Here is a 24,030-nt window from a genome sequence, read left to right on the forward strand (position 1 = left end):
GCCTCACATCTCCAGCTGGCGCTGAAGCTTGCGAATGTCGGCATCGATCTCCGCGTTGCTCTGGCGCAACTCCTCGATCGTGCGCACAGCGTGGATCACCGTGCTGTGATCGCGCCCGCCGAATATCCGCCCAATTTCGGGGAGCGAGCGCGGCGTCATCTTCTTGGCGAGGTACATCGCCACCTGCCGCGGCCGCGCCACCGCCCGCGCCCGGCGTTTGGAGCGCATCTCCGCAGGGTCGATGCGATAATGCGCCGCGCAGGCCTTCTGGATATCGTCCACCGTAATGCGCCGGGCGTTCGCGCGCACCGCATCCGCCAGCATCGCCTGCGCGAAGTCCATGTCGACCGGGCGGCCGGTGAGCTGGGCGTAGGCGATCAGCTTGTTGAACGCGCCCTCCAACTCGCGCAGGTTGGAGCGGATCGAGCGGGCAAGATAATCCAGCACCGCATCGGGAATGGCCGCATCGGGCAGGGAGGCACGCTTCGCCTCCAGGATGGCACGGCGCAGATCAAGGTCGGCAGGCTGGATATCGGCCACCAAACCGCCGGCAAGCCGCGACAATATGCGCGGATCGACCGCATCAAGGTGCTGGGGCGCGCGGTCCGCGCTGATGACGATGCGTGCGCCGCTCTCGGCAAGCTCGTTGATGGTGTGGAGAAACTCTTCCTGCGTCGATCCCTTGCCGGCAATGAACTGGATATCGTCCACCAGCAACAGCTTGGCCGCGCGCAGCCGCGCCTTGAACGCCATGCTGTCGTTCGCGCGCATCGCGGTGACGAACTCCATCATGAATTTCTCGGCAGACATGTAGATGATCTGATGCGCGGGGAAATGACCGGCATAGGCGGCAGCGATCGCATGGAGCAGATGGGTCTTCCCCTGTCCGGTGCCGCCGTGGATATAGAGCGGGTTGAACAAGGGTGCGGACCGCGCGCCCATCGCCTGCGCGGCGGAGCAGGCGAGGCGATTGCTTTCTCCCACCACGAAATCGGCAAAGCTGTGGCGCAGGGCAAGCCCGTCAGGCGCGGGGCGGCGCGGTTGCGGAGTCGGCTCGGCCGGAGCGGAGCGCTCCCCGCCTGTTGCACCGGCAGCGATCCTCTCAACCGTGTTCACGGCCCCGGCGCGATGGGGGGCGCGCACCACCCTGATCTCCTCCACGCCGATCTGGGCGGCCCTTACAGCGAGACGAATGCGGTCGCCAAACTGGCTGGCGATGAAATTGGCGGTGAAATCGGACCCGGCGAGCAATTCCAGCGTGCCAGTGCTGTCGCAATAGCTGCCCAGCCGCAACGGCTTGAGCCACTGGTCATACATCCGCGCGCCCACGCCGCTGCGCAATGCTGCCGTCACCGCCTCCCAACCCGCAACGATAGCTTCGGGGCAGCCCTCTGCCGGTGCCCCCCTGTCGGCACGGCGGAGTGTCAGGGCATCATTGTCATCAGCTTCTGCAAACACGCGCGCGCCCTCCCTTATTGTGACGGAGTCCCTGTCATCGCAAACCCCCATGCATGACCCACAACTTTCCATCCGCTTCCAGCCATGGGAAACGGCGTGCCCCTTGTGGATCATGATAACCGCGACATCCGATTCGGACTGCGGGTGAGCCACAGGATTAGGCAATCGTTAACGATTGGATCAAGAGGGTGTGCCGTCAAAAAACTGAAATAAAATGTTTGACAGAGCCAAGAGCGCGGAATCACGTGATAATCAAATAAACTATTGGTTTTACATGATTATTGTCTGAATTTTCTTTTCGCAGTCACAGCGAATCAGCGCAAGTCCTGCATTTCTCCCTGATGGGTCGCCCGGGCTTGGATGGCACCGGCGAAACGGTATTTCGCGCGGCCCCCTCCCATTCACTCAAGCCCGTCTTACGCGGGCATGAAGAAACCCGCCGGATCGCTCCGGCGGGTGTCGAAACGGGCAAGCCCGGCGTTAAGCGTGTCAGGCGATGGCGCCGACGGCCTTCGTCAGGCGGCTGAACTTGCGCGAAGCGGTGTTCTTGTGCAGCACGCCGCGCGCCACGCCGCGTGCCAGTTCCGGCTGCACCACGGCGAGCGCCGAAGCGGCAGCGTCCTTGTCGCCAGCGGCAACGGCGCTTTCCACCTTCTTCACCAGCGTGCGAATGCGGCTGATGCGGTTGCCGTTGATCTCGGTGCGGCGCGCGTTGCGGCGGATGCGCTTTTTTGCCTGCGGCGTATTGGCCATAAGTTCCTCGAAAGCCTTGTCTGAATTCCGGTAAAGAGGAGCGCACGAGGCTCCCCTGAATCACGAAGGGTGGCCCATAGCGGCTTCGCCCATCTGCGTCAACATAAACGGGCGCGTGGCGCCTGCCCCGAAAATTTGGACGGGACAGAGCTTACAAAGCGCGCTAGCGATTCGTCCATGCTCGTCGCACTCTATGCATTCTCGTTGCTGGCCGGGGCGCTGTTTCTCCATCCCTACATCAGCTATCCTTTGAGCCTGCGGCTGATGCGCGCGCGGCCGGTGCGCGGCTGCAATGCAGACGCGCCGCGTCCCTCCGCAAGCCTGCTGTTTTCCGCCTATAATGAGGAGCGCGCGCTGCCCACGAAGCTCGACAATCTTGAGGCGATCAAAAAACTACACCCCGATCTCGAGATTCTTGGCTATTCCGACATGAGTACGGACGGCACGCTGGCGTTGCTTGAAAGCCGCCCCGAGCTTTTGCGGGTGATCCCGACGACGGAGCGAACGGGCAAGGCGACCGGCATGCGACACATGGTTGCGCAGGCGCGAGGCGAGATCTGTATCTTCACGGATGCCAACGTCCTGCTCGCGCCCGAATCGGTCGGGGTGCTGCTCGATTATTTCCGGGATCCCGCAATTGGCGCGGTGTCTGGCACGCTGCATTACATCAATGCCGAAGAGGGCGCGACCGCGCAGGTGGGCGGGCTGTACTGGCGGCTGGAGGAGACGATCAAGGCGCTCGAATCGCGCTGCGGCTCGATGATGGGTGCAGACGGCGCGATCTTCGCGACGCGGCGCGCGCTCTATCCTGAGGTGCCGCCGCACCTGCTGGACGACATGATCGCCTCGATGAGCGTGTTGCTGCACGGCAAGCGCCTCATCAGCGCGCGCGAGGTCATCGCCTATGAGCGCACCACCACCGACCCGGTGGACGAGTTTCGCCGCAAACGCCGGATCGCGTGCCGTTCCTACGCCTCGTATCTTCATCTCTGGCCCCAGCTGGCGAAGCAATTCTCGCTTACAGACCGCTACAAGTTCATCTCTCACAAATGGCTGCGCTGGATGGGCGCACCGCTGGCGCTCTTGGCGGCCGGATCGTTGAGCGCGGCACTGTGGCTGGATCGCAGGCCTGACCTTCTCATCGCCCTATGGGGCGCACCGGCGCTCGTCCTGCTCGGCGCGGCTCTCAAGGTTCGTCCCTGCGTGATGGTGGTCGAGATCGCGGCGGCGATCTGGGCGTCGTTCCTGGGGGTCATCGATGCATGGCGGGGCCGTACTTACCAGACCTGGGCACCCGCCAAATCGCGGGACTGATCAGCGCGCCTTTGCCTCTATCGACCAGGCGTCATCATCCTCTATCCCGATGGCGGTGAGCATCCCGGTGCGATAGGCGCCGGTGTCTATGCCGATGCGGTTGTGAAGGATTTGCGCGGTCTCGCTCTGGCTATGCCCATGCACTACGCGCCAGGGGTGCCGCGCCTTGCTGGAGAGGAAAGGCTCGCGGATCCACAGCAAATCCTCGTCAGTCTGCTCGTCCAGTCTGAAGCGTGGTCTTATGCCCGCATGGGCAAAGAGATAGTCGCCATGCCTGTGGAGCGAGGGAAGCGCGGTCATCCACTGTATGATAGGTGGGGATACTGCCGCCTGAAACGCTTCGATCAACTGCCACTGGCTGCCCTCACTGCCATAAGCACGCTCGATCAGCCCCTGGTCGACACCCCAGCTCAGCAGCGTCTCCTCGCCGCCATATTTGAGCCAGAAGCGCAGCGCCATCCGGTTGCCCTTCAGCACCTGCAGCATGGTTTCCTCATGATTGCCCTTGAGGCAGTGGAAATAGGCGGAGCCTTCCATCGCCTGCAGCAGCTCGCACACTTCGCGCGATTGGGGGCCACGATCGATGTAATCGCCAAGCAGGACGACATGCGTCTCAAGTGGCGGGCGAGCGCGCTGATCCCGCTCAATCAGTTGAAGCAGGCTAACCAGCAGGGGGAAGCAGCCATGCACATCGCCGATCGCATAGATGCGGCAATTGTCGGTGCTATATCTGGCCTTCCGGCGGAGGCGACCCAGCAGACTCACGGGCGCATGCGTAGCAAATGACCGAGCGAAACTGAAGCGTCTGCCTTGCGCCGCTGGGGCACGAAAAACCCCGGCCAGCGTCCCGGCCGGGGTGAAATTCGCCGTGCTCCAGGCGATTAGTTGCGATTGCTGCCCATGAAGCGCAGCAGCATCAGGAACAGGTTGATAAAGTCGAGGTAGAGGCTCAATGCACCCATCACCACCGACTTGCCAACCATCTCCGTGCCCGCAACATAGGAATAGCTCTCCTTGATCCTCTGCGTGTCATAGGCGGTCAAGCCAGCGAAGATCAGCACGCCGATGGCGCTGATCGCGAGACTCATTACGCTCGACTGCAGGAAGAGGTTGATAAGCGATGCGACGATGAGGCCGATCAGACCCATGATCAGGAAAGTGCCGAACGCCGACAGATCCTTCTTCGTGGTATAGCCCACAAGGCTCAGACCTGCGAAAGCCGCCGCTGTCGCGAAGAAGGTCTGCGCAATCGACGTCCCCGTGTAGACGAGGAATATCGACGAGAGCGAAAGCCCCATCACAGCGGCATACGCCCAGTAAATCGCCTGCGCAGCCGTTGTCGAAAGCCGGTTGATACCGAAGCTCAGCACCAGCACGAACGCCAGCGGCGCGAACATGATGACATATTTCAGCAGCCCCGGCCCTGCCAGGATCTGATAGGCGAGGCCGCTGCTTGCGAAAAGCATGGCGACGAGACCCGTGAGCAGGACACCGCTCGCCATATAATTGTACACCGACAGCATGTAGGACCGGAGCCCCGCGTCGTAAGACGCACGAGCGGCCGCAGGCGCACCAGCGCCGAAGCTCATCCCGCCTGTCCGGGGGTCAGACCAGTTAGCCATTGTAAGTCAACTCCTTGTCATTGGCGCTATTGCCAACGCACGCAATATCGTGTGTCCGGGTTAAAGTTTCAAGAAAAACCGGACAGGAGGCGCGGCACTCATCTCTGAGTGATAACGCCGCAGGCGATCCGGCCGCCAGAATTGCCAGATGGATCGGTTTTCATGTCATCCGGCCCGGCATGGATGACGATGGATGCACCGTCTGCATCGAGCATCGGATTTGCCCCATCGCTCAGCGTGGCGGGGATGGTGGCTGTCAGCGTGCCGGTGCCGTCGGCGCCAATCTCGATATTGGGCAAGTCGCCTTCATGCGGCCCGGCGGGATTCTGCATGCCATGCTGCTTGCCGAGCGGATTCCAGTGACCGCCTGCGCTGGTGAAAGCGGGTGCGACGCAGGACCCGACCATATGGATGTGCACGCCATGAACACCCGGCGAAATTCCGCTGGCACGCAATGTCAGCCGCAAGCCACCGTCAACCTTGGAGATCGTAAGGTCACCCTTGCTCGCTCCCTGTCCATCCGCCAAAGCCGCGCCGGCGACGACGGCCGGAGCATCCGCCATTCCGTTTGTGGTCGAGGCGCAGCCTGCCAATACCAAGGCGGCCGAAGACAGGGTCGTCAAGACAAGCATGTTCACGCGCATTTCAGGGGTTCCTTTCACAGCATGGCTTGAAAACCAATAGTACTTCCCGTTGGTTCCTCACACACTGAGATACCCGCCAACGAAAAGGGGCCGGTCATTGCTGACCAGCCCCTCCTTGTCCTAAGCCTCGCGGCTCTTACATGCCCGAACCCGGACCGTAGGTGATTTCCACACGACGGTTCTGCAGCTCGCGAACACCGTCAGCGGTCTCAACCTTGGGCTGGCCTTCACCAAATGCCTTGGTGGAGATGGCGCCATCCGAGATGCCCTTGGAGACGATGTACGCCTTCACTGCATCCGCGCGGCGCTGAGACAGCGCGACGTTGTAGGCCGGGCGACCCGCCTTGTCGGCGTGACCAGCAAGCATGACCTGCGCGCTGTTGCAGTTGGCATAGGCCGAAACCGCGCTGTCGAGGATCGTTGCCGCATCTGGCGTGATGTCCGACTTATCGAATTCAAAGAACACGATATACGGTCCAGGCTGGCACTCAACCACCGGCGGAGGCGGCGGGGGAGGCGGCGGGGGCGGAGGAGGTGGCGGCGGCGGGGGCGGAGGAGGCGGAGGAGCCTTCTCGCCGAAGTTGTACACCAGGCCAACCAACAGGCTGTGCGTGCGCACATCCGCGTCAACCGCAGTGCCGGGCGCGCCCGCACCGCCAAAGGCGTTGCTGGTGACGATATCGACGTTACGGTGGTTGAAGTAGCGATACTTCAGTTCCGCATCGAGCTTGTCGCTCAGCGGCATACGGACACCTGCCAGAGCCTGCCAGGCGAAACCGGTGTCGGAGTCATCCGTCGTCAGCGTGTAGAGATGCGTGCGCGCAATACCCGCGCCGCCGCCGACAAAACCCTGCAGACCATCATCCGGACCGAAGTCGAGCAGGCCGTTCAGCATGAAGCTGAGCGAACGCACGTTGCCGCGGGTGCTCTGAACGCCGACATAATCAACATGGTCGGTCCATGCGCGGCGGAAACCCACCTCCGATTCAAGACGGAACATGCCGAAGTCATAACCGATCACGCCGTCAACGTCGAAACCGGTGTTATAATCCGCTGTCGCATCTGCGGCGGTCGAACCTGCCACATCAATATCGATGTCTTCGACAAGCATTGCGCCGCCATGAGCGCCGATATACCAGGCATCATCACGCGCGAGAGCAGGACTTGCCATCGCCGTGGTCGCAAGAGCTGCCGCAAGAGCAAGCTTCCGCATGTCTATTCCCCTTTCCAAACTTGGTCGCATGGACTGTGGAAACTCCCTACCCCCTGGAAAGTTTCATGGCAAGACCAGTTTAATTCGGAAAAATAGTTCGCTTTGACGCTAATTATCACACTTTTCTGTGAGTCGGGCAGTAATTTCATAAAATCAGGCGATTAGCCCATGCGCGCGCAACGCGCTCAGCACCTGGCCAAGCACCGCGCGCGCCTGCGTATCGACAACGCTGCCGCCTGTCGGGTCGGCAATCGCGCCCTGCCGTGCGGCCACCACCCGGTTGACTCCGATATACAGTCCGTCGGGTCGCACCGGGTCCGCCAGCCATGAAGTGCCGTCGTGGGTGTAGCGGCGGCCGTCCGCCGCGCAGAGGACGTTCAGCCCCGCGCGCGGAGCGACAAAGCGCCAACCCCCGGCCGTCAGGCACGCCAGCTGGCCGTCATGCCCCGCCCAGGCGCCGGTTGCGCCCGCCGCTACGACCCAGCACTGCGCCGGGGCAGCACCGCCCGGCGGTGTGGTGAGCGTGATGCTCTGTACCTGCGCATGCAAGAGCATATCGATGAGGGCCAGCGCCTCGTTATGCGTCAGCTCCTTCTGCGCTTGCCCCGGCTGCAGCAGCGGCAGGGCAAAGCGGTCACTGTTTGTCGTCATGATGCGAACTCCGAAAGGCGAATTATATGCTGAGAGCGATGCTGGCGGGGCGCCCCGCCCCGAAAGTGCCGATCTGGCGGACCTGCGCCGTCACCGGGCCGCTGATCCCGAGGCCATGATCGACCGCGATCATCGCGGCATCATAGGTCCATTGCGGGGATGAGGTCGTCACGCTGCGGTAGACGCCACCGGATTTGACGAGGTCGATGCGATACTGCTCCTGCTCCTCGCCGAGCGGCGCATCCGCACCATCAACCCATTGCCAGCCGATCCGGCTGCGGCGGACCCAGCCGAGCTGCCACCCCCCGCCCACAGCCACCGCCGTCCCATGTACCGGCGAGAGCGGGAGCACGGCCTGCCCGGCCACCGCCACGCTCGCCTTTACCGGGGCCGTGTCGCCGATGCCGATCGCATCGACAAGCAGGGTCGACCCCATCACCGCATAAGCAGTCGGCACTGGCAGGAGACTCGCCTGATCCAGCAGCAGAATTGGCTCGCCCGCGCTGTGGCCCGCCATTGCCCATTCGGTGCCGCGTCGGCCGCGCAGCAGGCGGGACAAGCGCCAACTCGTCGGCCCGGTCTGGTTGGCGAGGCCAAACTGGATCACCTCGTTGCCCACCAGCGCCAGATTGGCACCGCGCAGCAATGCGGCATCGTCCGCATTTGCCAACTGCATGGCACTGTTGAGCAGCTGCACGTCGAGGGTCGAGCCAAGATCGAACAGCGCGGCACTCGCCGCTCCGCCCAGCGCGCCCGCAGTGGTGCCGATGATGGCGGGCAGCGCGGTGCCGCCGATCGAGATGAGCGCGGCGCTGGCCGCATCTTCCACGAACAGTTCGGCCGCACGCCATCCCGCCTGCGCCCCCGCTGCTGCCACCGCCACAAGCGGGGCGGTGAGCAGCGTGTCGTCGGGCATCGGCAGATCGGCGATAACAAGGCTCGTCGGGCCATGGAGCTGGTCGGCCTGCAATACCGGGGCGCCCCCGTCAGCGGGTGGTGCCGCAACACCTGCTCCGCCCACCTGCCTCAAACTGAGGCGCACGCCCATGCCTTCCCATTCGCTGCGCTCGATGCGCCAGCGCCCGTTTTCGCTGTCCACAGTGACGACCGCGCCCGGTTCAAGGCCGAGCGCCCGCCAGTCGCACCGCAGCTCGAGCGTGCGCCTGCCGGTCCACAGGCTATGCAGTCGCGCTTCGGCCAGTGCACGCGCCGAGACGGCATCGAGCGAGGCAGGCAGATCCAGCGCCTCTTCCCTGCGGCCCGGCCCGGCGCGCTCGGCCATCTGCACACCGGCCTGATGGTCACGCCCCGGATCATAATGCCGCATGGACACGCGCAACGGCGCGTCCTCGGCCCGCCCGCGCATCAGCTTCGCGCCCTTTTCACGCCGGCCATTGAAGCGCGCGCCGATCATATCGGCTGGGATGTTGGCCTCTATCGGCCCGGCCGGGATAATGCCGGTCCCCGCCGCGCCGGTCCGCAGAGCGAGCGAATACCCCTCAACGAGCGGCAACAGCGCATCGGCAATACCGGATCCACTCGCCGCATAGCCCATCACGAAAGGTCCCCCGCCACCATCCGGCGCGATCAGCCCGTCACTCAGGTCGTTGGCGATGTCCGCCACCGGCACCGCGCCGTTCTCGGCGATAACCTCGAAAGTAAGCGAGGGGATCCGGTTGCCAAAGTCGGTCAGCACCAGATCCTGAAACACCACATAGGCCATGCCGCGATGGGCGCTGGCGTTCGCCAGACCTACGGCGCCCGCTATCTGATAGTCCGCCGCCTGATCCTCGGAACCCGGGTATACGCGGAATGAGCTGATATAGGTCTTGAAATCACCGGCAGCCCCGCGCAACAGGTTGCCGTCGGCCCATATCCGGTCAATCCCCGCAATGCGCCGTGCGGAAATCGCCACGGCAAAGCTCGCGCTATAGGTGTAAGTGGTCGTCTTGGGCTTGCCCTTGCCGCCACCGCTGGTGTGGCGCTGCTCGATCAGGTCCGTCGCCCAGATGACCGTGCCCGCCACCCGCATGGAGCCGAAGATCTTTGGTATCTGATCGCCATAGCGCGACGTTTGTATGCGCAGGTCGTTGAGGCGCGGCCCCACCCGTCCCTTGGGCTTGAACAGCACATTCTGGTCGATCGCCTGCCCTATGGCCGCGCCGATCGTCGCGCCCAGCGGCCCGCCCAGCACCGAACCGACGACCGTAAGAACAACGGTTGCCATATCTCAACGTCCCCATCGAAAATGCGCGATCACCGGCCAGGGCGAAGCACCCGGCATTTCCACGACCCGCGCCAGGCTGGCGTCCGCGTGAACATGGCCCGCGTCCGTGGCTATCATCAGATGAAACTGTGCCACCCCAGCATACGCCAGCACGAGGTCGCCGGGCTTGGAGTGCCGCACCGCGCGCAGCCCGGCCGCGCGCATAATCGTGGCGAACCGCTCGGCCGTGCCGCCCCGGATGCTATAGGCGGCGGGTACGATGCGCCCATCCAGCCGCCGGTGCCCGGCGCGGCTCAGAGCCAGAACCGCCAGGCCGATACAGTCCACGCCGGTCTCGGCGCTGCGCCCATGCAGCCGGAACGGCGCACCGATCAGCGCCCGCGCCGCCGCGACGATCCTCTCTGCCCGTTTCATGATCGAACCCCAATTTCGTTAACAAAATGATTTTGCCCAGAATGAGCCGACTTTCGCAGGCCATTATCGGCAAAATCAATTTGCACCCGGATAGCGGGTGAGGAGATCCATTCCGGGCAGATAAGGCTCGCCCCGAAAGTTGACGGCGTTGCCGAAACGGGCGGAGCAGGTCGCCATCTGCTTGTCGCAACCTTCCGTTATGAGCGCGCGCGTGCCCACCGCCACCGGAAAGGCGGGAAGTTCGGACAACGTCACACTGCCCCCATCATTGCCGACAATGCCCTGCGTCAGCCCGCAATTCTCACCTTCGATCCAGCGCAGCTGGCCAAAGACATAAGCGCCTACCGAAAGCCCCCCGCCTGAAATGGTCGCCACTTCGGCGGTCATGCCACTGATGCTGACTTCGCGCCGGTGCCGGGCCAAATCGACCCAGCACGCACGGTCGCCCAATCTTGCGCGGCATCCGGGCGATGTTTCGGGCGCCACCGGCGCGGCCAGCACACCCGCAGGCCCGGTGAGCTCGGCGGAAAAGGCCTCGCCCTGCCGCTCCACCGCGCCCAGCGTACCGCGCATCAGCTCCAGCCACATGGCACCCGGCGCGGTCCATTCGGTCAGCGCCAGGCTCAGCTCCGCGGCATCCCATTTCCCGGCAGACAGGTCCGCCTCGCTGATCGCATCGCTGGATAGCGCACCCTTCAGCTCCATGCTCTCCGGGTCGAGCGCGATCCCCTTGTTGATGGCCGAAGGGATCATGCCCGGCGCGGCTGTATAGACCACACCGCCGATCGTCAGGTCGCGGTCATGGCTGGTGAGGCCGATCGTCACACCGTCGCGCCGCTCCAGCCGCCAGCAGAACGCAAAGGCGGCAAGCTCCTGCGCCAATATCGCGTCGAACGCGCTCATTCGCGGATCTCCACCAGCGGTACGGATGGCGCTTCACCCGCCGCGAAGGTCGCGCGGTTCACTTCCAGCGCATCCTCGGCAAACCGCACCGGCACATCGAAGCGGAACCCGGCGGTGAGGATCACGCCGCTCGCCGGGGCGACATTGAACGAGATCATCCCGCCGCCCAGATGCTGCCATCCGGTTGTCAGCTCCACACCATTGGCGGCAATCCGGATCGTGCCCGCCACCGGCCGGGTGATGCGCCGCTGCTGCGCCTCCGCCCCGCTGCCATAATATTTGGCAAGGGCGAACTGGCTGGTCGCGCCATCCCCGGTGCCGAGCTTCTGGTCGACCGGGCTGACCGCCTGCCCCCACGGCGCGCTCTGATTGTCGAACGGGTCGGTAAAGCGAAACCCCCGCGCCGCGCCCCTGCGCGCCCGGAAAAAGTCGATCAGCGTCACAAGATCGGCCTCGGAGCGCACGCCTGGCCCGGCATCGAACCGCAGCCGCGCGTCCGCCCAGTCGGATGAGCGCCGCTCATGGCCCGATATGCTCTCGACCGTCTGGGTCGAAAACGCCGGGGTCACGCTCGCCTCCTTGCCGATGCTCAAGGGGAAGATCACATCGTCGAACGCCTGCATAGGCTCTCCTGCCAGACAGAAATAGGTGAAGCCGTCGCGCGCCACTTGGGGCAGCGCCCAGATGAACGTGCGCGCCACCCCGCGCGCCTCGCCGACACGCGCGGCTTTCTCGATCAGCGGCCATTGCGTTGCCGCATCCGCGCCCTGCAGCACGAACCCGGAGAGATAATGCTGCTCCGCCGCCGCATAGCCCAGCCGCGTGGTCGCGGCGGCCGCGCCAGCGGCAGAGAGCGCGCCATGCCCGCCCGTCACCCAGTCATAATCCTCGAGCTGCAAGACATCGAAGGCGGGCTTGGCCCAGCCAAGCGGCATGTTGGCGCGCTTCGCCTCGGGGGCTTGGCTGTCGAGCACCGTCGGCAGATAGGTGAGCAGATGCGTCTGGCATGCGGGCGCCGCCGCCTTCACGGCCGCAACCAGCGCTGCCGTCGAACTCGCCAGCAACGCCCCCGCCTGGTCAAGCAGCGCCGTCTGCGCACCGTTGAGCGACGCGCGGATATTCGGGATCGACACCGGATTGCCGCCAAAGGCCGCCTTCGCCGCTGCGTCATAGAGGCAGATGCGCCCGTCCGGCATCACCCACCACCACGGCTCACCCACCTGAAACTTCGGCGCAAGCCCCGCCGCTTGCCCAATCCCGATAAACGCCGCGCCGACCTGATGCAGATAGCCCATCGCCCCGCTCTGCGCAGGCGAAAGCAGTGTAGAAGGCGGAGACCAGCCGGTGAGCGCGGGCGATCCATCCTCCGCCCGCTGCTTCCAGTTGCCCCAGCAATGCTGATCGAGCAGCTCGTAAGACAGTGACCAGATAATGCCAAAGCCTTGTGTTTGCGCCCGCGCCGCAAAGTCCGCATGCCACGCGGCGCAGGGGCTGCACAGCACGCCGCCGTTCAAGCTCGCATAATAAGCGCCGCTATTGAGCTCGAGCCGGAAATAATGGCTCATGCCGACATAGTGCAGAATGTCACCGCGATATCCCAGCGCCCGGATTTGCCACAGCACGCGCTCGGGCGTCTGGTTATAGGCGTCGTCATAGCCGGTAGCGATCGAAAGGCCATGTTCGGGCAGCATCGGGTCGCCGATCGACAGCACCGATCCGGAGCCGTCGCACGCGATGCCCGTCAGCTCGACCCAGCCTTCCTGCCCCAGCGGATATTGCGTGGTGCCGCCGTCATAGCCGGTCGGGACCAGCGAGATGAAGATGCGGTCGATGTCCCCCGCCCACACCGGGTCTGCCTCGGCAGGCAACAGGAAGCCACCGTTCAACGCATTGAAATCGATCGTGATATCGGCGTCGGTCGGCGAACCGCTCGCATAGTTCCACAGCCGCACATACCAGCTGCGCGGCGCGCCGCCCGCGTCCCGCCCCTCGATCGTCAGCGTCGGGCCGTTGACGGCGTCCAGTTGCCTGATCCCGCTGCTGCGCCAATGAAAGCGCAGCTGACAATTGCGGAAGTCGCGGCGCGTCTCATAGGCGAGCAGCGGATGATCCCACTGGTCCTGCGCCTCCCAGATCAGCCCCGCCAGATCGCCCGACCCATAGAATACAGTGTCAACCCGCAAGGCATCGGGCGCAGTCGTCACCACGCTCGCCATCATCGGGCGCGGGAAGTTCACGGTCCAGAACGCGGGCGAGAAACGCTTGACGAACCCGCGCTCCTGCCCGCCGTCAGCGGACGCCAGCCAATATGCCATGAAAGGAAATCCTCGGATTATCGGGCTCTCGCCCAAAGGAGATTTCGGTCAGGATGAGCCGAGAATGGCGGATTTCGAGAACTGGCGCACAGAAAGCCGTCTTTCGCAGGCCATCATGGGCGAAATCCTATTCGGAGAGAGCACTACGGACATTCCTCGCAATCTGCCGGGAACTGCGCGCCAGCGCCTCCGGCGCGCCGCCCTGCGGCGCGTTGACGTTGATCGTCACGCGCACGTCGCGCCCGCCCGCACCCGCGCCATTGGCAATGATACGCCCGCTGGAGGTAGGCACGAACAGCTCCGGCCCGTTTTCCCCAACGCGATAGGCGCGTCCCGGCGAAACCGGCCCGCCGGTCGCGCGCCCCGGCGCGCCGGCAAACACGGTGCCGATCGTGGATAGCACGCTGCCGATCAGGCCGCCGCCGCCGCCCGCCCCCGGTCCTCCCGCAGACATTGCGTTCGCCATGTCCTGCCCGATCTGGGTGAGCACCGCGAGCGCGATCCGCGCCAGATCCTCAAAGCCGAACTTCCCGGTCCGGATCGCCCGCACGAGGCTGCCCTCGATCATGCGGCCCGCCTTCTCGGCGCTCTTGGCCAGCGGCCCCTCCATGCTGTCGCGCATCCCGGCGACATCGCGGGCAAAACCCTGCGTGTCGGCGCGCACCGCGATCACCAAGCGGTCGATTTCCTCATCCATCGGGAAACATCTCCTGCAATCGTGCCATGTCGGGCGCGGAGGGCGCATCCGGAACCGCCGCCCCCTCCAGCATCGCGCTGGCTACCGCTTCCATCTCGGCGGGCGTGGCGCTCCAGAACTGCTCTGCGCCCCAGCCCAGTTGCCAGCCCGCTACCCCCGCGAGCCTGAGCGCCACCGGGGCGAAGCGCTGCTCGCTCATGCCCGGCCGGAGAGGATCTGGCCCAGCAGCAGCTTCAGCGCGGGCGTGGCCGCGGCAAGCCCCTGGGCCGCCACTGCTTCGCCCAGATCCTCGCGCGTCACTGCCTGCGGCCAGTCAAAGCGGCAATGCCAGAACAGGGCGACCAGCTCGCCAAGCTTCAGCCCGCCCGACGCCGCCCGCTCGACGAGTGCGAACAGCGGGCCAAGCTCCTCCTCGGCCGCCACCAGCGCGGAAAATGTCGGCCTGAGTATCAGCCGCTCACCGCGCACCAGCACGGATGCCTCGCCGCGCAGTGCATTTGCCGCGCGGGTCGTCACAGGCTCACCACCACGCCGGAGCTTTCGAGGCTGATCGTGTAGGTGCGCTCGCCATTATAATCGCCCGCATAGTCGAGGCGTGTGACGAGGAACTTGCCCTGCATGCGCTCTCCGCTCTCGAAGCTCAGCTCATAATCATCGATCACCCCTGCGAGCGCGCGGTTGCGGATGTTCACTTCTCCTGCCGAGCCGGTGAAGATACCGGCGGCCGAGACGCTGACCGCGCGCACCCCCGCGCCGGACAGCAGCTCGCGCCAGCCGCCCGATCCCTTGTTGGTAATGTTCACCGCCTCACCGCTCACCGACAGCTGCGTCGTGCGCAGGCCCGCAATGGTGGTATAGGTCAGCGGCATATTGCCGTTTCCGATCTTCAGTAAAAACGCACTTCCTTTTTCGACGCTCATGGCGCACTGTTCCTTTCGTCAGTTGAGGTTCGGCACCGGTGCCGCGTTCGAAATTCGCGTGCGTGCGAATTTCACTGAAAAAGGCCGCAAGGGCGTTAAGCTTTCATGCAGCCATTCTGGGGTATGGAGGGGTTGCTATGATACTGGTTGCACTGATCTTCGCCGCAGCTACGCCTGCAGATGCCGTTCCCAAGGCACGGCAGGCCTATGCATCCTGCCTCAGCCAGTTCACCAACGACGCCGTGGACCGCAAGATGCCGAAGGAAGAGTTCGTCCCCGGCCTCAACGCCAAATGTGCTGACAAGGAAGCCAAATTTCGCGCCGCCCTCGTCGCCGCCAACCGGGCAGACGGCATGAGCGAAAAGGACTCCGCCGCCGACGCCGAGGACCAGGTGAAGGGCTATATCGAACAGATGACGGACAACTTCGCCAGCGGCAATTGAGGACGGTCAGCTTTTCTCTGCCGAAGCAACAACGCAGATTTGCGTCAGGACGAGCCGAGAACGGCGGATTTCGAGACCCTTGAAACGAGGCACGTGACTCGTTTCAACGCAGCGTACTTAAGGCACGTGAGCACCGGAAGCGCAGGAAGCGGGTGTTCGCAGGCCGTCATGGCACAAATCTCACGCCGCCAGCACCCTGACCCGATAATCCATCACCGCATTCCACCGCCCCGCGCCATTACGCAACAGGCGCGAGCGGGTCATCACCAGGCTGCCCACGCGCCACGCGCCAACTGTGCCTGACAAACCCTGCACCGCCGCATCCACCAGCGGCATGATCGCGCCGATGCGGCTGTGGGTTTCGCGGTCGTCCTCGATCCCGATGCCGATGCGCAGCTCGCGCCCCGGTCTGTCCTTGGTCGCCCAGTCCGTGCCGATGCCCTCGCCCACGATCACCATCGGTGGAGTCGCCTTGTCCGGCGTGCCGTCATAGATGCGGTTGACCTGCGCACTGAGCGCGGCGTCAGCGCGCAACAGGGTGATCAGCGCCGCACGAATATCGACATCGGGGTTCATAATGCCGTTCTCCCGATAATGCGCAGCGAAGCGTCCCTGATCCAGCGGTCGAGCAGCCGCCGCCCTTCGAGGACGACATCGTCCCCTTCCACATGCGCGGAAATGCCCGGAAACGCGCCGGCCTCGTCCACGATGCCGCGCCGCCTCTGCACCGCACGCGCCTCGGCATGGCCGCGCGCCCTGTCGAGCAGAGCGTCGAGCGCGCTCATGCGATCCGCATCCTGCGCCACGGCCGCCACAGCGCGGTTACGATTGCGGGCGGCGGGTCGCTCTGTTCCCGCTCGGTGAAGAGATGCGCGGCGAGGCGCACGATGCCCTGCCGCAAGCCGTCCGGCAGGCTGGCCCAGTTGGCGGAGATGCCTGCCATCAGGTCCACCTCCAGCCGGGTTTCGGATCGGGACTGGCTGACGCGCACCCACCCGTCGCCATCGCCGCTGATGTCCACGGAATAAGCGCCCACCGCCAGCGCGCTCGCCGTGCCGTCCGCCGCGATCGCCCGCGCCGCGCTGATCGCACTTACCGGGCAAACGCGCAGCCGCGTCCATTCGCTGCTGAGCGCCAGCCGTTCCACGCCGCTGCGCGCGAACATCGCCTGCGCGCAGAAGTCTTCCGCCATGCCGATGGCAGAGCGCATCAGCGCACCGATCGCCGCGTCGTCGGTCGCGGTTTCGATCCGCAACCAGGCCTTGGCCTCGGCAATACCCGCGTCGATAATTACTTGCGCCACCGCGCTCATTGTCACTGTCATGGCCTGCGCCCCCCACATGTCCACACGCTATCCCACAACGAAAACCCCTCCCACACGGGCATGCGGGAGGGGTCAGTCAGGGAGATTGCCACGCACCATCCTGACGATATGATTTGGCAAGTGGCAGCCTTCTCAAGCCGCCATGGGCCAAATTCGCGCTTCAGGAGACGCTGAACTTCATCAATTTAATAGCCTCGCTATTGACCACAGCGCCGCCCAGCCGCTTCACCGAATAGAAGTTCACATAAGGCTTGTTGCTGTAGGGATCGCGCAGCACGCTGGTTTCGTTGCGCTCGGCGATCACATAGCCGTGGCGGAAGTTGCCGAACGCGATCGAGAGGCTGTTCGCCGCGATGTCCGGCATGTCCGCCGCTTCGATCACCGGATAGCCGAGCAGGGTGGCGGGCTGATCGGCGGCAAGCGCAGGTTGCCACATGAACGCGCCGTCCGATGTCTTGAACTTGCGGATCACGGCCAGCGTCGCCGCGTTCATCACCCAGGCCGCGCCCTGGCGGTAGGGGGCTTTCAGCGCATGAACGAGGTCGACCAGCTTGTCCTGCGGGTTGGTGGCGACAAAGCCGCCCGCCGCGCCTGCCGCGACATACTGGATCGTGCCGAACGCGCGGATGCTGTCCACCTCGTTGGTGGTGGTATAGGTCAAAAAGCCCTTGGGCTGGTTGGTGCCCGTGCCGTTGACGAACGCCGCCCCTTCCGCGCGGGCAAATTCCATCGCAATCTCGCCCGCAAGCCAGCTCTCGACATCGAACTGCGCATCGTCGAGCATCGCCTGGCTCGCCGACGGGTTGGCATAAAGGTCGCCCCATGGCGGCACGATCTCGCTGTAGGTCGGCGTGCCGGTCTCGGGCCGCGCGGCAGTTTCAGCCGCCCAGCCGGACGGCGTGCCGCCGGTCGTCACCAGCTTGCGGTAGCCTGCGGTGCCCACCTTCACCACATTCGCGACCGAGCGGATCGGCGACGTTGCTTTCAGGAACGTCTCGATCATCGCGTCCAGCTCGCGCGGCACCGCATAGCCGCCGGACGCGGGCGTGGCGCCGGTGAAGCTCTTCAGCTCCAGCCCCGCCTCCATGCCATGGCGCAGATATTTGTCGACGAACGCCGCGCGGGCGGGGTCGATATCCGCGCCCTTCACCCCATCGAGCGCGGGGCGGATAATGGCGCTTCTCTGCGCGGCAGCCACCTGGCCTTTCAGCGCGGCGACATCTGCTTCAAGCGTCGAAATCTTGTCCGCCTGGGCGAGCGCATCAAAGCTCTCCTCCAGCGCATCGGCTTTCACTTCATACATAGGCTTCTCCTGCTTTACCCGTTGACTCAAATGTCTCCGTTCGGTTCGAGCAGCATCGAGCGAAGCCGAGATGCGCCCGTCGAGAACCTTCTCGACCGCAATCTCGACAGGCTCGATCGCCGCTCGAAACGAACGGGATTTGCGAACTTCCTGTTTATTCCACCGCGTGCACCCGGGCGGCGGGCTGCATCGGAAAGGTGACGAGGCTCACCTCGATGAGGTCCAGATCCTTCAGCACACGCGGGTGACGCCCATCCGCCTTCGCCACGCGATAGCCGAACGACAGCCCGTTCACCTGCCCCTGCTTCAGCAGCACCGCCGCTTCCGCAGGCGCGTCGGCGCGCACATGGCCGATCACGCGCAGCCCGCGTTCGTCCTCGGCCATGCTCTCGATGATGCCGATCGGCTTATCGGGCCGGTGCTGCCACAAGAGCGGCACAGCCTTGCTCCGCCCGCGCCACCACGCAATCGCCCGCGCAAAGGCGCCCTTGCGGATGATATCCCCGCCCCGGTCCTGCCGGTCGAACAGCGCGGCATAGCCCGCGAACCGCACGCCCTGCGCCGTCACGGTCGCACCAGGGAAACAAGCCCGGTCTTCACCGCCATGCCCAGCAGCGTCACCGCAAGGCATGCGCGCACCATCCAGCTGATCGCCGCGTTCTTCGCCGCCGATTTCGCATCCCGCCAGGCGGAGAGCAGCTGCCGCAGTTCGCGCAGGTCGTCCTCCGCCGCGCGGTCGCTGAGGCCCAGCCGGTCGAGCGCGCGGGCAGCGCCGATCTCGCTCGCCTCCTCCACCAGCGCGCGGATCGTCACCAGATCCCCGGCGCGCCCTTCGGCCTGCGCCACCAGCCCGGCGAGCATATCGCTGTCCCTCATGTCACTTCTCCTTGCACGCTCATGCCCAGCATCGCCCGCTTTTCGTCTGCCGAGAGGAAGTCGGCGCCGCTCAGCCGCTCCCACATCGCGGTGCGCTCGTCCGCCAGCTCTGGCACCCGGTCGAGGTCCACCGCCAGCTCCAGCCCCGGCATGGCGGGGCGCAGGCCCTGCGCGATCCCGCCCAGAATCTTGGCCATCAACGGCAAGATCGTCTGCCGCCACAGCGCCTTGTTCGCCTCGCGATAATTGGCGTAGGTATTGTCGCCCGGCAGGCCGAGCAGCATCGGCGGCACCCCGAAGGCTAGCGCGATCTCTCGCGCGGCCGACGCCTTCAGCGCCACGAAATCCATCTCCGCGGGCGACATCGAGAGCGACTGCCATTTGAGGCCGCCTTCGAGCAGCATCGGCCGCCCCGCGTTTAGCGCACCCTGAAACGCCGCCTCCATCTCGGCCTTCAGCCGCGCGAACTGCTCTGCCGAAAGGACGGCGCCGTCCCTGCCGCTGTCGTAGACGAGCGCACCGCTAGGGCGCGCCATGTTGTCGAGCAACGCCTTGTTCCAGGTCGTGGCGGCATTGTGGATCGCCACTGGCCCGCTCGCCGCGCCGATGCAGCCCAGCCCCATATGATCGTCGAGCGGGTTGATGGCTTTCAGATGGATCACCGCCGTGCGCCCGCGCCCGTCCTCCGCCCAGAGCCGCGAGACCCGGTCCTGCACCCGATATTGATAGGCGACCGGCCAGCCGTTGGTGTCGACATCGACGCTCACCCGCTCGGGCCGCAGCGCGAACAGCTCAACCGGTTCGCCCTCGCCGTCCGGCGAGATCTGCACGAAACCATTGCCATGCAACAGCAGGTGCAGCGCCAGCGTCTCGACCAGCCCCTGCCCCGCCGAAGCGTGGCGGACCAGCTCAAGCGCCCTGGCGTTGTTCGCCGCGCTCGCGCCGGATGCGATTAACGATGCGCCGCCCGCCGCCTCCGACACCAGCCGCACCGCGCGCTGCGCAATGGGGTTGGCCTGCACAGCCGCGCGCACCTGCGCCTCATAGCTTGAGGGCCACTCGCCCAGCGCCGGCCCGCCGATCGCATAGGCGCGCGACAACACCGGGCGCGACCCAACGGCCGCCCCCTTCCATCCGAACAATTTCATGAGTTCACTCCGTTGGAGCCGATAATCAGTGAGAGCGGCCTGGAATTGCTCTCCATTGAGTCGAAAATGGTGGAATGCGAGAACCGGCGCGCAGCGACCTTTAAGGGTCGTGAGCACCGGAAGCGCAGCAGAACGCCATTTGCAGACCGATGGAGAGCAATTCCTTTTAGGCGGCGATGAGCCCCATGCCGACGCCGACGACCGCCGCCGACGTACGGTCAGAAACTTCGAGCTTTTCGTAAATCCGCCGCAAATAGGTGTCCACCGTTGCACCGGAAAGATCGAGTATCTCGGCGATCACGCTGTTGCTCTTGCCGCGCGCGACCCAGTCCAGAATCTCCAGTTCGCGCGCCGAGAGCGGCTTTTCCAGCGGCCCCCTGTCGGGCAGCAGCTGGCATAATCTCATGTGCGCAACCTGCGCCACCATGTGCATCTCTTCGACTGGTGCGGTGTCGAGCACATTTTCCCTCACCGTCGCGCCGACATTGACACTGCCGTTGCGCCCTGCCGGTCCATAAACCGGCAGCGTGAAGCCGTCCCCCAGCTCGGCCGCGCGCATACGGGCGAGGAACGCCATCTGCTCGTCATCCGGTTCGATCAGCGCCCAGGCACTGCTCCACCGCGTCGGAGCCCCCCGCGAGATCACGACCTGCGGCAGCGGGTCCTTCTCGCCCCAGCCTTCTGATACATAGGCCTGCTCCACCGCGCGGGAGAAGCCGCGGTGAACGATGTTGAACCCGCGACGCGGGCCGGGGCCGCTGCGGCTCGTCATGAAGTAGGCGAAACCGCGAAACCCGCGTGCGCGAAAATAGCCACGCACCACCCGCCACAGTTCAGCGGCGGACCCGGCATCGCTTATCTCCGCCACCCTGAGGTTCACGGCCCTATCCACAGTCAGTCATGCCCACGGCGGAGCTATAGCCCAAATTTTCTTCCGAAGATACATGTGTAAACCTAAACTATGCCCGTCTTAAAGAGGCCTAATACCATATTCCGCGCGCCGCCCCAGCATCAGCGCGGCAAATGCCCACACCAGCGCATCCGCCCGGTCGGGTGAGCGGCCCGGCCCTTCATAGCCGCCGCCGATCATCATGCCGCACAACTGATCCTCGAGCGCCGGAAATGCGCCGATGTGCCGTACTCGCCCTCGTTCATACAACGCCGCCACCGGCTCGGCGCGCGCGCTCTTGCTGCGGCTGGCATGAACCAGGCGCACCGGCAAGTCCGCCTCCGCCGCACGCAACACGCTTTCGACCATCGCACCGCCATTATTGGCTTCGGCCACCACCCGGTCCGCGCCATGCCGCGCCGCCGCTGCCACGACGCGCGCGGCCCAGCCATCCGGGCTCAGCCCGCCCACGGTGGCATCCTCGATCACATAGCCGATGCCGTCCACGCCCAGCCCGGCCACGATTATGCCGCAGGCGTCTCCCCCGGCCGACGCCGGTGGATCGACCGCCACCACCACGCGGGAGAACGCACTGTCGCCATCATTCCACAAGACGTCGCGCCGCACGCGGCATCGTTCGATCAGCGCGCGCGTCCACAGTGCGCCCTCGGGCTCGTCGATCAGCTCGCCGTCCAGTTCCTGCCGCCCGAGAGCGGTGCCGCCATAATCCTGCTCCATCGCCGCGAGGAAGCCGCGCGCCAGATGCATCCTGTTGTCGTGCGTGCGCCCGCGCGTCATCGCCACGCCCGACTGACCCACCAGCCGCCGGAGCAGCGGCACCGGGCGCGGCGTCGTCGTCGCCAGCACGCGCGGCTGGTCGCCGAGCCTCAAACCCAGCATCAGATTGTCCCATGCCGCCTCCGCATAGGGCCATTTCGCCAGCTCGTCCGCCCATGCATGGGTGAACTGCGGCCCGCGCAGCGACTCCGGCTCCGCCGCGCCATAGAGCATTGCCTGCGCGCCCGATTTCCAGATCAGGCGTTTCAGCGCCGGATGCCAGAGCGGCCGGTCCCAGCGCGGCGCGATGGCGAGAAGGCCGCTCTCGCCTTCCACCATGACGCTGCGCGCCTCCATCAGCGTGGCACCGACCAGCGCGATGCGCGCGCCGCCGTTCCGCTCGGCAATGGCGCGCACCCATTCGGCGCCGGAGCGGGTCTTGCCGAAGCCCCTGCCGGCCAGCATCAGCCACACGCGCCAGTCTCCCGGCGGCGGCAACTGATCCGGCCGCGCATGCACCACCCAGTCGTGGAGCAGCGTCTCCCTCCCCGCTTCCCCCAGCTGATCGAGCAGCGCGTCGAGCTTCTCCGGCGGCCAGCTGGCCAACTCCTCCCACTGCGAGCGGCTCATGCATTCGTGTTCCTTGCTGGAAATGCCTTGCAGGCGTTTGAGGGGTCTGCGCCGGCCCTCTCCCCCACCCAACCTCCCAATAGTTTACCCTGTCGGGAGGTTGGGCGGGGGAGAGGGCCGGTGCCGATCATCCGAAACGTCAGCGAAGCGACTCGTTTCGGATCACTCGGCGCCCCGCCCCCGCATCACTGCGATCTTGGCATGGATTTCAGCGCGCAGCGTTTCGCTGCCGGGTCGGTCGATCCCCTGCTCAGCGCGATAGGCATCGACAGACCCCTTGTGCGCCATCAGCAGGCGCAGCGCCATGCTGTGCGGATAGCTGTGAACCGTTTTGGTTCGCTTCTTTCCGTTTTCATTTCCGTCGTCGACCTGCTCGGTAATTTCCGAGCCGTGGATCGACTGGCGCAGCAGCAGCATCTCCAGCTCGGCATAGCCCTGCTCCAGCGCCTCGGCCCATCCCGCCGCAAAGGCCGGGTCTTTCTTGCGCTGCGTATAGACGCCCGAGACATCCATCTTCACCACGCGGCAGGCCTCGGTCACATTCGATGTAGCCCGCAGCACGTCGAGAAACTGCGCCTTTTTCCTGTCCGTCCAGCTGGTCTTGCGCGGACGATAATATTGCGCCCGGGCGGCCTCTCCCGGAGCGCGCTGCTGCACCCAGAGCTTCATGTCCTTCGTGCGCGCGCTATTGGTGCCGAGTGTCTTGCCATCCTTTCGTGCCATGCTGCCTCCGCCTCCGCGCCTGGAAACGCAAAAGGCCGGAACACTCCGTCCCGGCCCCGCCCCTCGACGCGATTCGCCATCATGCCTGTCGTCCTAGCCTGAGCGTGACGCTGTAGGACAGAACAATTTTTCCTATTTGGTTATTTTAGGTGTCGCCGCCCGATCTTATGCGTAATGGGCCAACTCGCCCTCACATCACAAGGCGAGACATTCCCTCAGGCTCTTCAACACAGCGGCTCTGTCCATATCGTGCAGCATTCCCACTGGGCGAACAGAGTCCGTCTGGATGGTATGGAGCTTCATCCGTACCTTGCACGGCTTCGTCAGCCCCGCCTCGGCCAAATGGGTGATCACAACGTCTCCGGGCCATGGACTTGCCGCTTCCCGGGTGATCATCGCGATGACTGCGGTACCGGTCTCCCGGTTGCGCTTTCCGTCGGTCAGTACCAGCGCGGGCCGCCTTCGTTCGCCCTTCCTTTCCACAAAGGGAAATTCGACGACGACGACCGTGAACCGCCCGATCGCGTCACTCACAGTTCAGCCCAATAATCGTCTTCCTCCGGGTCGAACCACTCCGGCATATTGTGCATGGCAAAAGCCTGCCACTCGGCCTGTGTCGCCTCGTCATATATGACCTTGGTCAGAACGGCCCGCCCGTCCTCCACATCGAACATCACATGGTCGCCCGCCTTGAGCCCCAATGCCTTGCGCACGTCTTTGGGTATAGTGACCTGATGCTTGATAGTGAGCTTGCCTGCTTTCATCTGAAAAAAGTAATACGTATTA

At 64.8% G+C, this 24,030-nt stretch carries 29 protein-coding genes; 2 read left to right on the forward strand and 27 right to left on the reverse strand.

Annotated features, from left to right (window positions below):
* Nucleotides 1–3: 3 nt before the first annotated feature.
* Together dnaA and rpsT are read right to left on the reverse strand one after the other, a co-directional pair.
* The gene (gene dnaA / locus OOT33_RS08795) at nt 4–1,428 is read right to left on the reverse strand and encodes a chromosomal replication initiator protein DnaA (RefSeq protein ID WP_373690567.1); all 1,425 of its coding nucleotides are present in this window, start codon (nt 1,426–1,428) and stop codon (nt 4–6) included.
* 519 nt (nt 1,429–1,947) lie between these two features.
* Nucleotides 1,948–2,211, reverse strand: coding sequence for a 30S ribosomal protein S20 (rpsT, locus tag OOT33_RS08800; protein WP_307749649.1), 264 nt, complete (start codon nt 2,209–2,211; stop codon nt 1,948–1,950).
* 177 nt (nt 2,212–2,388) lie between these two features.
* Here rpsT and OOT33_RS08805 point away from each other — a divergent pair, with 177 nt between their 5' ends.
* Entirely contained in the window at nt 2,389–3,525 is a 1,137-nt protein-coding gene (locus OOT33_RS08805) for a glycosyltransferase (protein WP_307749650.1), read from the forward strand.
* Here OOT33_RS08805 and OOT33_RS08810 read toward each other — a convergent pair whose 3' ends face one another.
* The 13 genes from OOT33_RS08810 to OOT33_RS08870 all read right to left on the reverse strand — a co-directional run bounded on the left by OOT33_RS08810 (nt 3,526) and on the right by OOT33_RS08870 (nt 15,131).
* Nucleotides 3,526–4,290 carry a metallophosphoesterase gene (locus OOT33_RS08810; RefSeq protein WP_307749651.1) on the reverse strand — a complete coding sequence of 255 codons (765 nt, stop codon included), beginning with the start codon at nt 4,288–4,290 and terminating at the stop codon, nt 3,526–3,528.
* A gap of 116 nt (nt 4,291–4,406) precedes the next feature.
* A complete protein-coding gene (locus OOT33_RS08815) occupies nt 4,407–5,147 on the reverse strand; it encodes a Bax inhibitor-1 family protein (protein ID WP_307749652.1) in 741 nt (246 codons plus the stop codon).
* Nucleotides 5,148–5,245: 98 nt separating this feature from the next.
* Entirely contained in the window at nt 5,246–5,791 is a 546-nt protein-coding gene (locus OOT33_RS08820) for a superoxide dismutase family protein (protein ID WP_307749653.1), read from the reverse strand.
* 136 nt (nt 5,792–5,927) lie between these two features.
* Nucleotides 5,928–7,004, reverse strand: coding sequence for an OmpA family protein (locus OOT33_RS08825; RefSeq protein ID WP_307749654.1), 1,077 nt, complete (start codon nt 7,002–7,004; stop codon nt 5,928–5,930).
* 153 nt (nt 7,005–7,157) lie between these two features.
* Nucleotides 7,158–7,655, reverse strand: coding sequence for a DUF2793 domain-containing protein (locus OOT33_RS08830; RefSeq protein ID WP_307749655.1), 498 nt, complete (start codon nt 7,653–7,655; stop codon nt 7,158–7,160).
* A gap of 22 nt (nt 7,656–7,677) precedes the next feature.
* On the reverse strand, nt 7,678–9,882 hold the full coding sequence (locus OOT33_RS08835; RefSeq protein WP_307749656.1) for a phage tail protein: 2,205 nt from the start codon (nt 9,880–9,882) through the stop codon (nt 7,678–7,680).
* Nucleotides 9,883–9,885: 3 nt separating this feature from the next.
* On the reverse strand, nt 9,886–10,296 hold the full coding sequence (locus OOT33_RS08840) for a peptidoglycan endopeptidase (RefSeq protein ID WP_307749657.1): 411 nt from the start codon (nt 10,294–10,296) through the stop codon (nt 9,886–9,888).
* A 75-nt stretch (nt 10,297–10,371) separates the two neighbouring features.
* The gene (locus tag OOT33_RS08845; RefSeq protein WP_307749658.1) at nt 10,372–11,199 is read right to left on the reverse strand and encodes a DUF2163 domain-containing protein; all 828 of its coding nucleotides are present in this window, start codon (nt 11,197–11,199) and stop codon (nt 10,372–10,374) included.
* Nucleotides 11,196–13,514 carry a TIGR02217 family protein gene (locus OOT33_RS08850; RefSeq protein ID WP_307749659.1) on the reverse strand — a complete coding sequence of 773 codons (2,319 nt, stop codon included), beginning with the start codon at nt 13,512–13,514 and terminating at the stop codon, nt 11,196–11,198. The genes OOT33_RS08845 and OOT33_RS08850 overlap by 4 nt, the downstream gene beginning before the upstream one ends.
* Before the next feature lie 127 nt (nt 13,515–13,641).
* Nucleotides 13,642–14,211 (reverse strand): tail tape measure protein, encoded by a 570-nt coding sequence (locus OOT33_RS08855; RefSeq protein WP_307749660.1) that lies wholly within the window; start codon nt 14,209–14,211, stop codon nt 13,642–13,644.
* Entirely contained in the window at nt 14,204–14,410 is a 207-nt protein-coding gene (locus OOT33_RS08860) for a phage tail assembly chaperone (protein WP_307749661.1), read from the reverse strand. The genes OOT33_RS08855 and OOT33_RS08860 overlap by 8 nt, the downstream gene beginning before the upstream one ends.
* On the reverse strand, nt 14,407–14,727 hold the full coding sequence (locus tag OOT33_RS08865) for a GTA-gp10 family protein (RefSeq protein ID WP_307749662.1): 321 nt from the start codon (nt 14,725–14,727) through the stop codon (nt 14,407–14,409). Before OOT33_RS08865 ends, OOT33_RS08860 begins: the two co-directional genes overlap by 4 nt.
* Nucleotides 14,724–15,131 (reverse strand): phage tail tube protein, encoded by a 408-nt coding sequence (locus tag OOT33_RS08870; protein ID WP_307749663.1) that lies wholly within the window; start codon nt 15,129–15,131, stop codon nt 14,724–14,726. The genes OOT33_RS08865 and OOT33_RS08870 overlap by 4 nt, the downstream gene beginning before the upstream one ends.
* Before the next feature lie 137 nt (nt 15,132–15,268).
* On the opposite strand from OOT33_RS08870, the gene OOT33_RS08875 reads away from it, so the two are divergent.
* The gene (locus OOT33_RS08875; RefSeq protein ID WP_307749665.1) at nt 15,269–15,574 is read left to right on the forward strand and encodes a hypothetical protein; all 306 of its coding nucleotides are present in this window, start codon (nt 15,269–15,271) and stop codon (nt 15,572–15,574) included.
* A 180-nt stretch (nt 15,575–15,754) separates the two neighbouring features.
* On the opposite strand, the gene OOT33_RS08880 is transcribed toward OOT33_RS08875, so the two are convergent.
* The 12 genes from OOT33_RS08880 to OOT33_RS08935 all read right to left on the reverse strand — a co-directional run bounded on the left by OOT33_RS08880 (nt 15,755) and on the right by OOT33_RS08935 (nt 24,008).
* On the reverse strand, nt 15,755–16,150 hold the full coding sequence (locus OOT33_RS08880) for a DUF3168 domain-containing protein (protein ID WP_307749666.1): 396 nt from the start codon (nt 16,148–16,150) through the stop codon (nt 15,755–15,757).
* On the reverse strand, nt 16,147–16,359 hold the full coding sequence (locus OOT33_RS08885) for a hypothetical protein (RefSeq protein WP_307749667.1): 213 nt from the start codon (nt 16,357–16,359) through the stop codon (nt 16,147–16,149). The genes OOT33_RS08880 and OOT33_RS08885 overlap by 4 nt, the downstream gene beginning before the upstream one ends.
* On the reverse strand, nt 16,356–16,898 hold the full coding sequence (locus tag OOT33_RS08890) for a hypothetical protein (RefSeq protein WP_307749668.1): 543 nt from the start codon (nt 16,896–16,898) through the stop codon (nt 16,356–16,358). The genes OOT33_RS08885 and OOT33_RS08890 overlap by 4 nt, the downstream gene beginning before the upstream one ends.
* Before the next feature lie 160 nt (nt 16,899–17,058).
* Nucleotides 17,059–18,231, reverse strand: coding sequence for a phage major capsid protein (locus OOT33_RS08895; protein WP_307749670.1), 1,173 nt, complete (start codon nt 18,229–18,231; stop codon nt 17,059–17,061).
* Between the two features lie 124 nt (nt 18,232–18,355).
* Nucleotides 18,356–18,769 (reverse strand): HK97 family phage prohead protease, encoded by a 414-nt coding sequence (locus OOT33_RS08900; protein WP_307749671.1) that lies wholly within the window; start codon nt 18,767–18,769, stop codon nt 18,356–18,358.
* Nucleotides 18,766–19,077, reverse strand: coding sequence for a DUF6127 family protein (locus OOT33_RS08905; protein ID WP_307749672.1), 312 nt, complete (start codon nt 19,075–19,077; stop codon nt 18,766–18,768). Before OOT33_RS08905 ends, OOT33_RS08900 begins: the two co-directional genes overlap by 4 nt.
* Nucleotides 19,074–20,225 carry a phage portal protein gene (locus OOT33_RS08910; RefSeq protein WP_307749673.1) on the reverse strand — a complete coding sequence of 384 codons (1,152 nt, stop codon included), beginning with the start codon at nt 20,223–20,225 and terminating at the stop codon, nt 19,074–19,076. The genes OOT33_RS08905 and OOT33_RS08910 overlap by 4 nt, the downstream gene beginning before the upstream one ends.
* A gap of 166 nt (nt 20,226–20,391) precedes the next feature.
* Nucleotides 20,392–21,105 (reverse strand): LuxR C-terminal-related transcriptional regulator, encoded by a 714-nt coding sequence (locus OOT33_RS08915; protein ID WP_307749675.1) that lies wholly within the window; start codon nt 21,103–21,105, stop codon nt 20,392–20,394.
* A gap of 90 nt (nt 21,106–21,195) precedes the next feature.
* Nucleotides 21,196–22,521 carry a terminase large subunit domain-containing protein gene (locus tag OOT33_RS08920; RefSeq protein WP_307749676.1) on the reverse strand — a complete coding sequence of 442 codons (1,326 nt, stop codon included), beginning with the start codon at nt 22,519–22,521 and terminating at the stop codon, nt 21,196–21,198.
* 162 nt (nt 22,522–22,683) lie between these two features.
* Nucleotides 22,684–23,244 carry a hypothetical protein gene (locus OOT33_RS08925; protein WP_307749677.1) on the reverse strand — a complete coding sequence of 187 codons (561 nt, stop codon included), beginning with the start codon at nt 23,242–23,244 and terminating at the stop codon, nt 22,684–22,686.
* A 195-nt stretch (nt 23,245–23,439) separates the two neighbouring features.
* Nucleotides 23,440–23,778: a type II toxin-antitoxin system PemK/MazF family toxin gene (locus tag OOT33_RS08930; protein ID WP_307749678.1), complete on the reverse strand. Its 339-nt coding sequence runs from the start codon at nt 23,776–23,778 to the stop codon at nt 23,440–23,442.
* Nucleotides 23,775–24,008 (reverse strand): AbrB/MazE/SpoVT family DNA-binding domain-containing protein, encoded by a 234-nt coding sequence (locus OOT33_RS08935; protein WP_307749679.1) that lies wholly within the window; start codon nt 24,006–24,008, stop codon nt 23,775–23,777. Before OOT33_RS08935 ends, OOT33_RS08930 begins: the two co-directional genes overlap by 4 nt.
* Nucleotides 24,009–24,030: the final 22 nt, after the last annotated feature.

It is taken from the genome of Sphingobium sp. DEHP117 (assembly GCF_030867385.1).
Classification (GTDB): Bacteria; Pseudomonadota; Alphaproteobacteria; order Sphingomonadales; family Sphingomonadaceae; genus Sphingobium.

What these genes read in the sequence shown, in the direction of transcription:
- rpsT (WP_307749649.1), bottom strand. Translation starts at nt 2,211, where the DNA reads ATGGCCAATACGCCGCAGGCAAAAAAGCGCATCCGCCGCAACGCGCGC.
- OOT33_RS08805 (WP_307749650.1), top strand. Translation starts at nt 2,389, where the DNA reads ATGCTCGTCGCACTCTATGCATTCTCGTTGCTGGCCGGGGCGCTGTTT.
- OOT33_RS08815 (WP_307749652.1), bottom strand. Translation starts at nt 5,147, where the DNA reads ATGGCTAACTGGTCTGACCCCCGGACAGGCGGGATGAGCTTCGGCGCT.
- OOT33_RS08820 (WP_307749653.1), bottom strand. Translation starts at nt 5,791, where the DNA reads ATGCGCGTGAACATGCTTGTCTTGACGACCCTGTCTTCGGCCGCCTTG.
- OOT33_RS08825 (WP_307749654.1), bottom strand. Translation starts at nt 7,004, where the DNA reads ATGCGGAAGCTTGCTCTTGCGGCAGCTCTTGCGACCACGGCGATGGCA.
- OOT33_RS08830 (WP_307749655.1), bottom strand. Translation starts at nt 7,655, where the DNA reads ATGACGACAAACAGTGACCGCTTTGCCCTGCCGCTGCTGCAGCCGGGG.
- OOT33_RS08835 (WP_307749656.1), bottom strand. Translation starts at nt 9,882, where the DNA reads ATGGCAACCGTTGTTCTTACGGTCGTCGGTTCGGTGCTGGGCGGGCCG.
- OOT33_RS08840 (WP_307749657.1), bottom strand. Translation starts at nt 10,296, where the DNA reads ATGAAACGGGCAGAGAGGATCGTCGCGGCGGCGCGGGCGCTGATCGGT.
- OOT33_RS08845 (WP_307749658.1), bottom strand. Translation starts at nt 11,199, where the DNA reads ATGAGCGCGTTCGACGCGATATTGGCGCAGGAGCTTGCCGCCTTTGCG.
- OOT33_RS08850 (WP_307749659.1), bottom strand. Translation starts at nt 13,514, where the DNA reads ATGGCATATTGGCTGGCGTCCGCTGACGGCGGGCAGGAGCGCGGGTTC.
- OOT33_RS08855 (WP_307749660.1), bottom strand. Translation starts at nt 14,211, where the DNA reads ATGGATGAGGAAATCGACCGCTTGGTGATCGCGGTGCGCGCCGACACG.
- OOT33_RS08860 (WP_307749661.1), bottom strand. Translation starts at nt 14,410, where the DNA reads ATGAGCGAGCAGCGCTTCGCCCCGGTGGCGCTCAGGCTCGCGGGGGTA.
- OOT33_RS08870 (WP_307749663.1), bottom strand. Translation starts at nt 15,131, where the DNA reads ATGAGCGTCGAAAAAGGAAGTGCGTTTTTACTGAAGATCGGAAACGGC.
- OOT33_RS08875 (WP_307749665.1), top strand. Translation starts at nt 15,269, where the DNA reads ATGATACTGGTTGCACTGATCTTCGCCGCAGCTACGCCTGCAGATGCC.
- OOT33_RS08880 (WP_307749666.1), bottom strand. Translation starts at nt 16,150, where the DNA reads ATGAACCCCGATGTCGATATTCGTGCGGCGCTGATCACCCTGTTGCGC.
- OOT33_RS08885 (WP_307749667.1), bottom strand. Translation starts at nt 16,359, where the DNA reads ATGAGCGCGCTCGACGCTCTGCTCGACAGGGCGCGCGGCCATGCCGAG.
- OOT33_RS08890 (WP_307749668.1), bottom strand. Translation starts at nt 16,898, where the DNA reads ATGACAGTGACAATGAGCGCGGTGGCGCAAGTAATTATCGACGCGGGT.
- OOT33_RS08905 (WP_307749672.1), bottom strand. Translation starts at nt 19,077, where the DNA reads ATGAGGGACAGCGATATGCTCGCCGGGCTGGTGGCGCAGGCCGAAGGG.
- OOT33_RS08910 (WP_307749673.1), bottom strand. Translation starts at nt 20,225, where the DNA reads ATGAAATTGTTCGGATGGAAGGGGGCGGCCGTTGGGTCGCGCCCGGTG.
- OOT33_RS08920 (WP_307749676.1), bottom strand. Translation starts at nt 22,521, where the DNA reads ATGAGCCGCTCGCAGTGGGAGGAGTTGGCCAGCTGGCCGCCGGAGAAG.
- OOT33_RS08925 (WP_307749677.1), bottom strand. Translation starts at nt 23,244, where the DNA reads ATGGCACGAAAGGATGGCAAGACACTCGGCACCAATAGCGCGCGCACG.
- OOT33_RS08935 (WP_307749679.1), bottom strand. Translation starts at nt 24,008, where the DNA reads ATGAAAGCAGGCAAGCTCACTATCAAGCATCAGGTCACTATACCCAAA.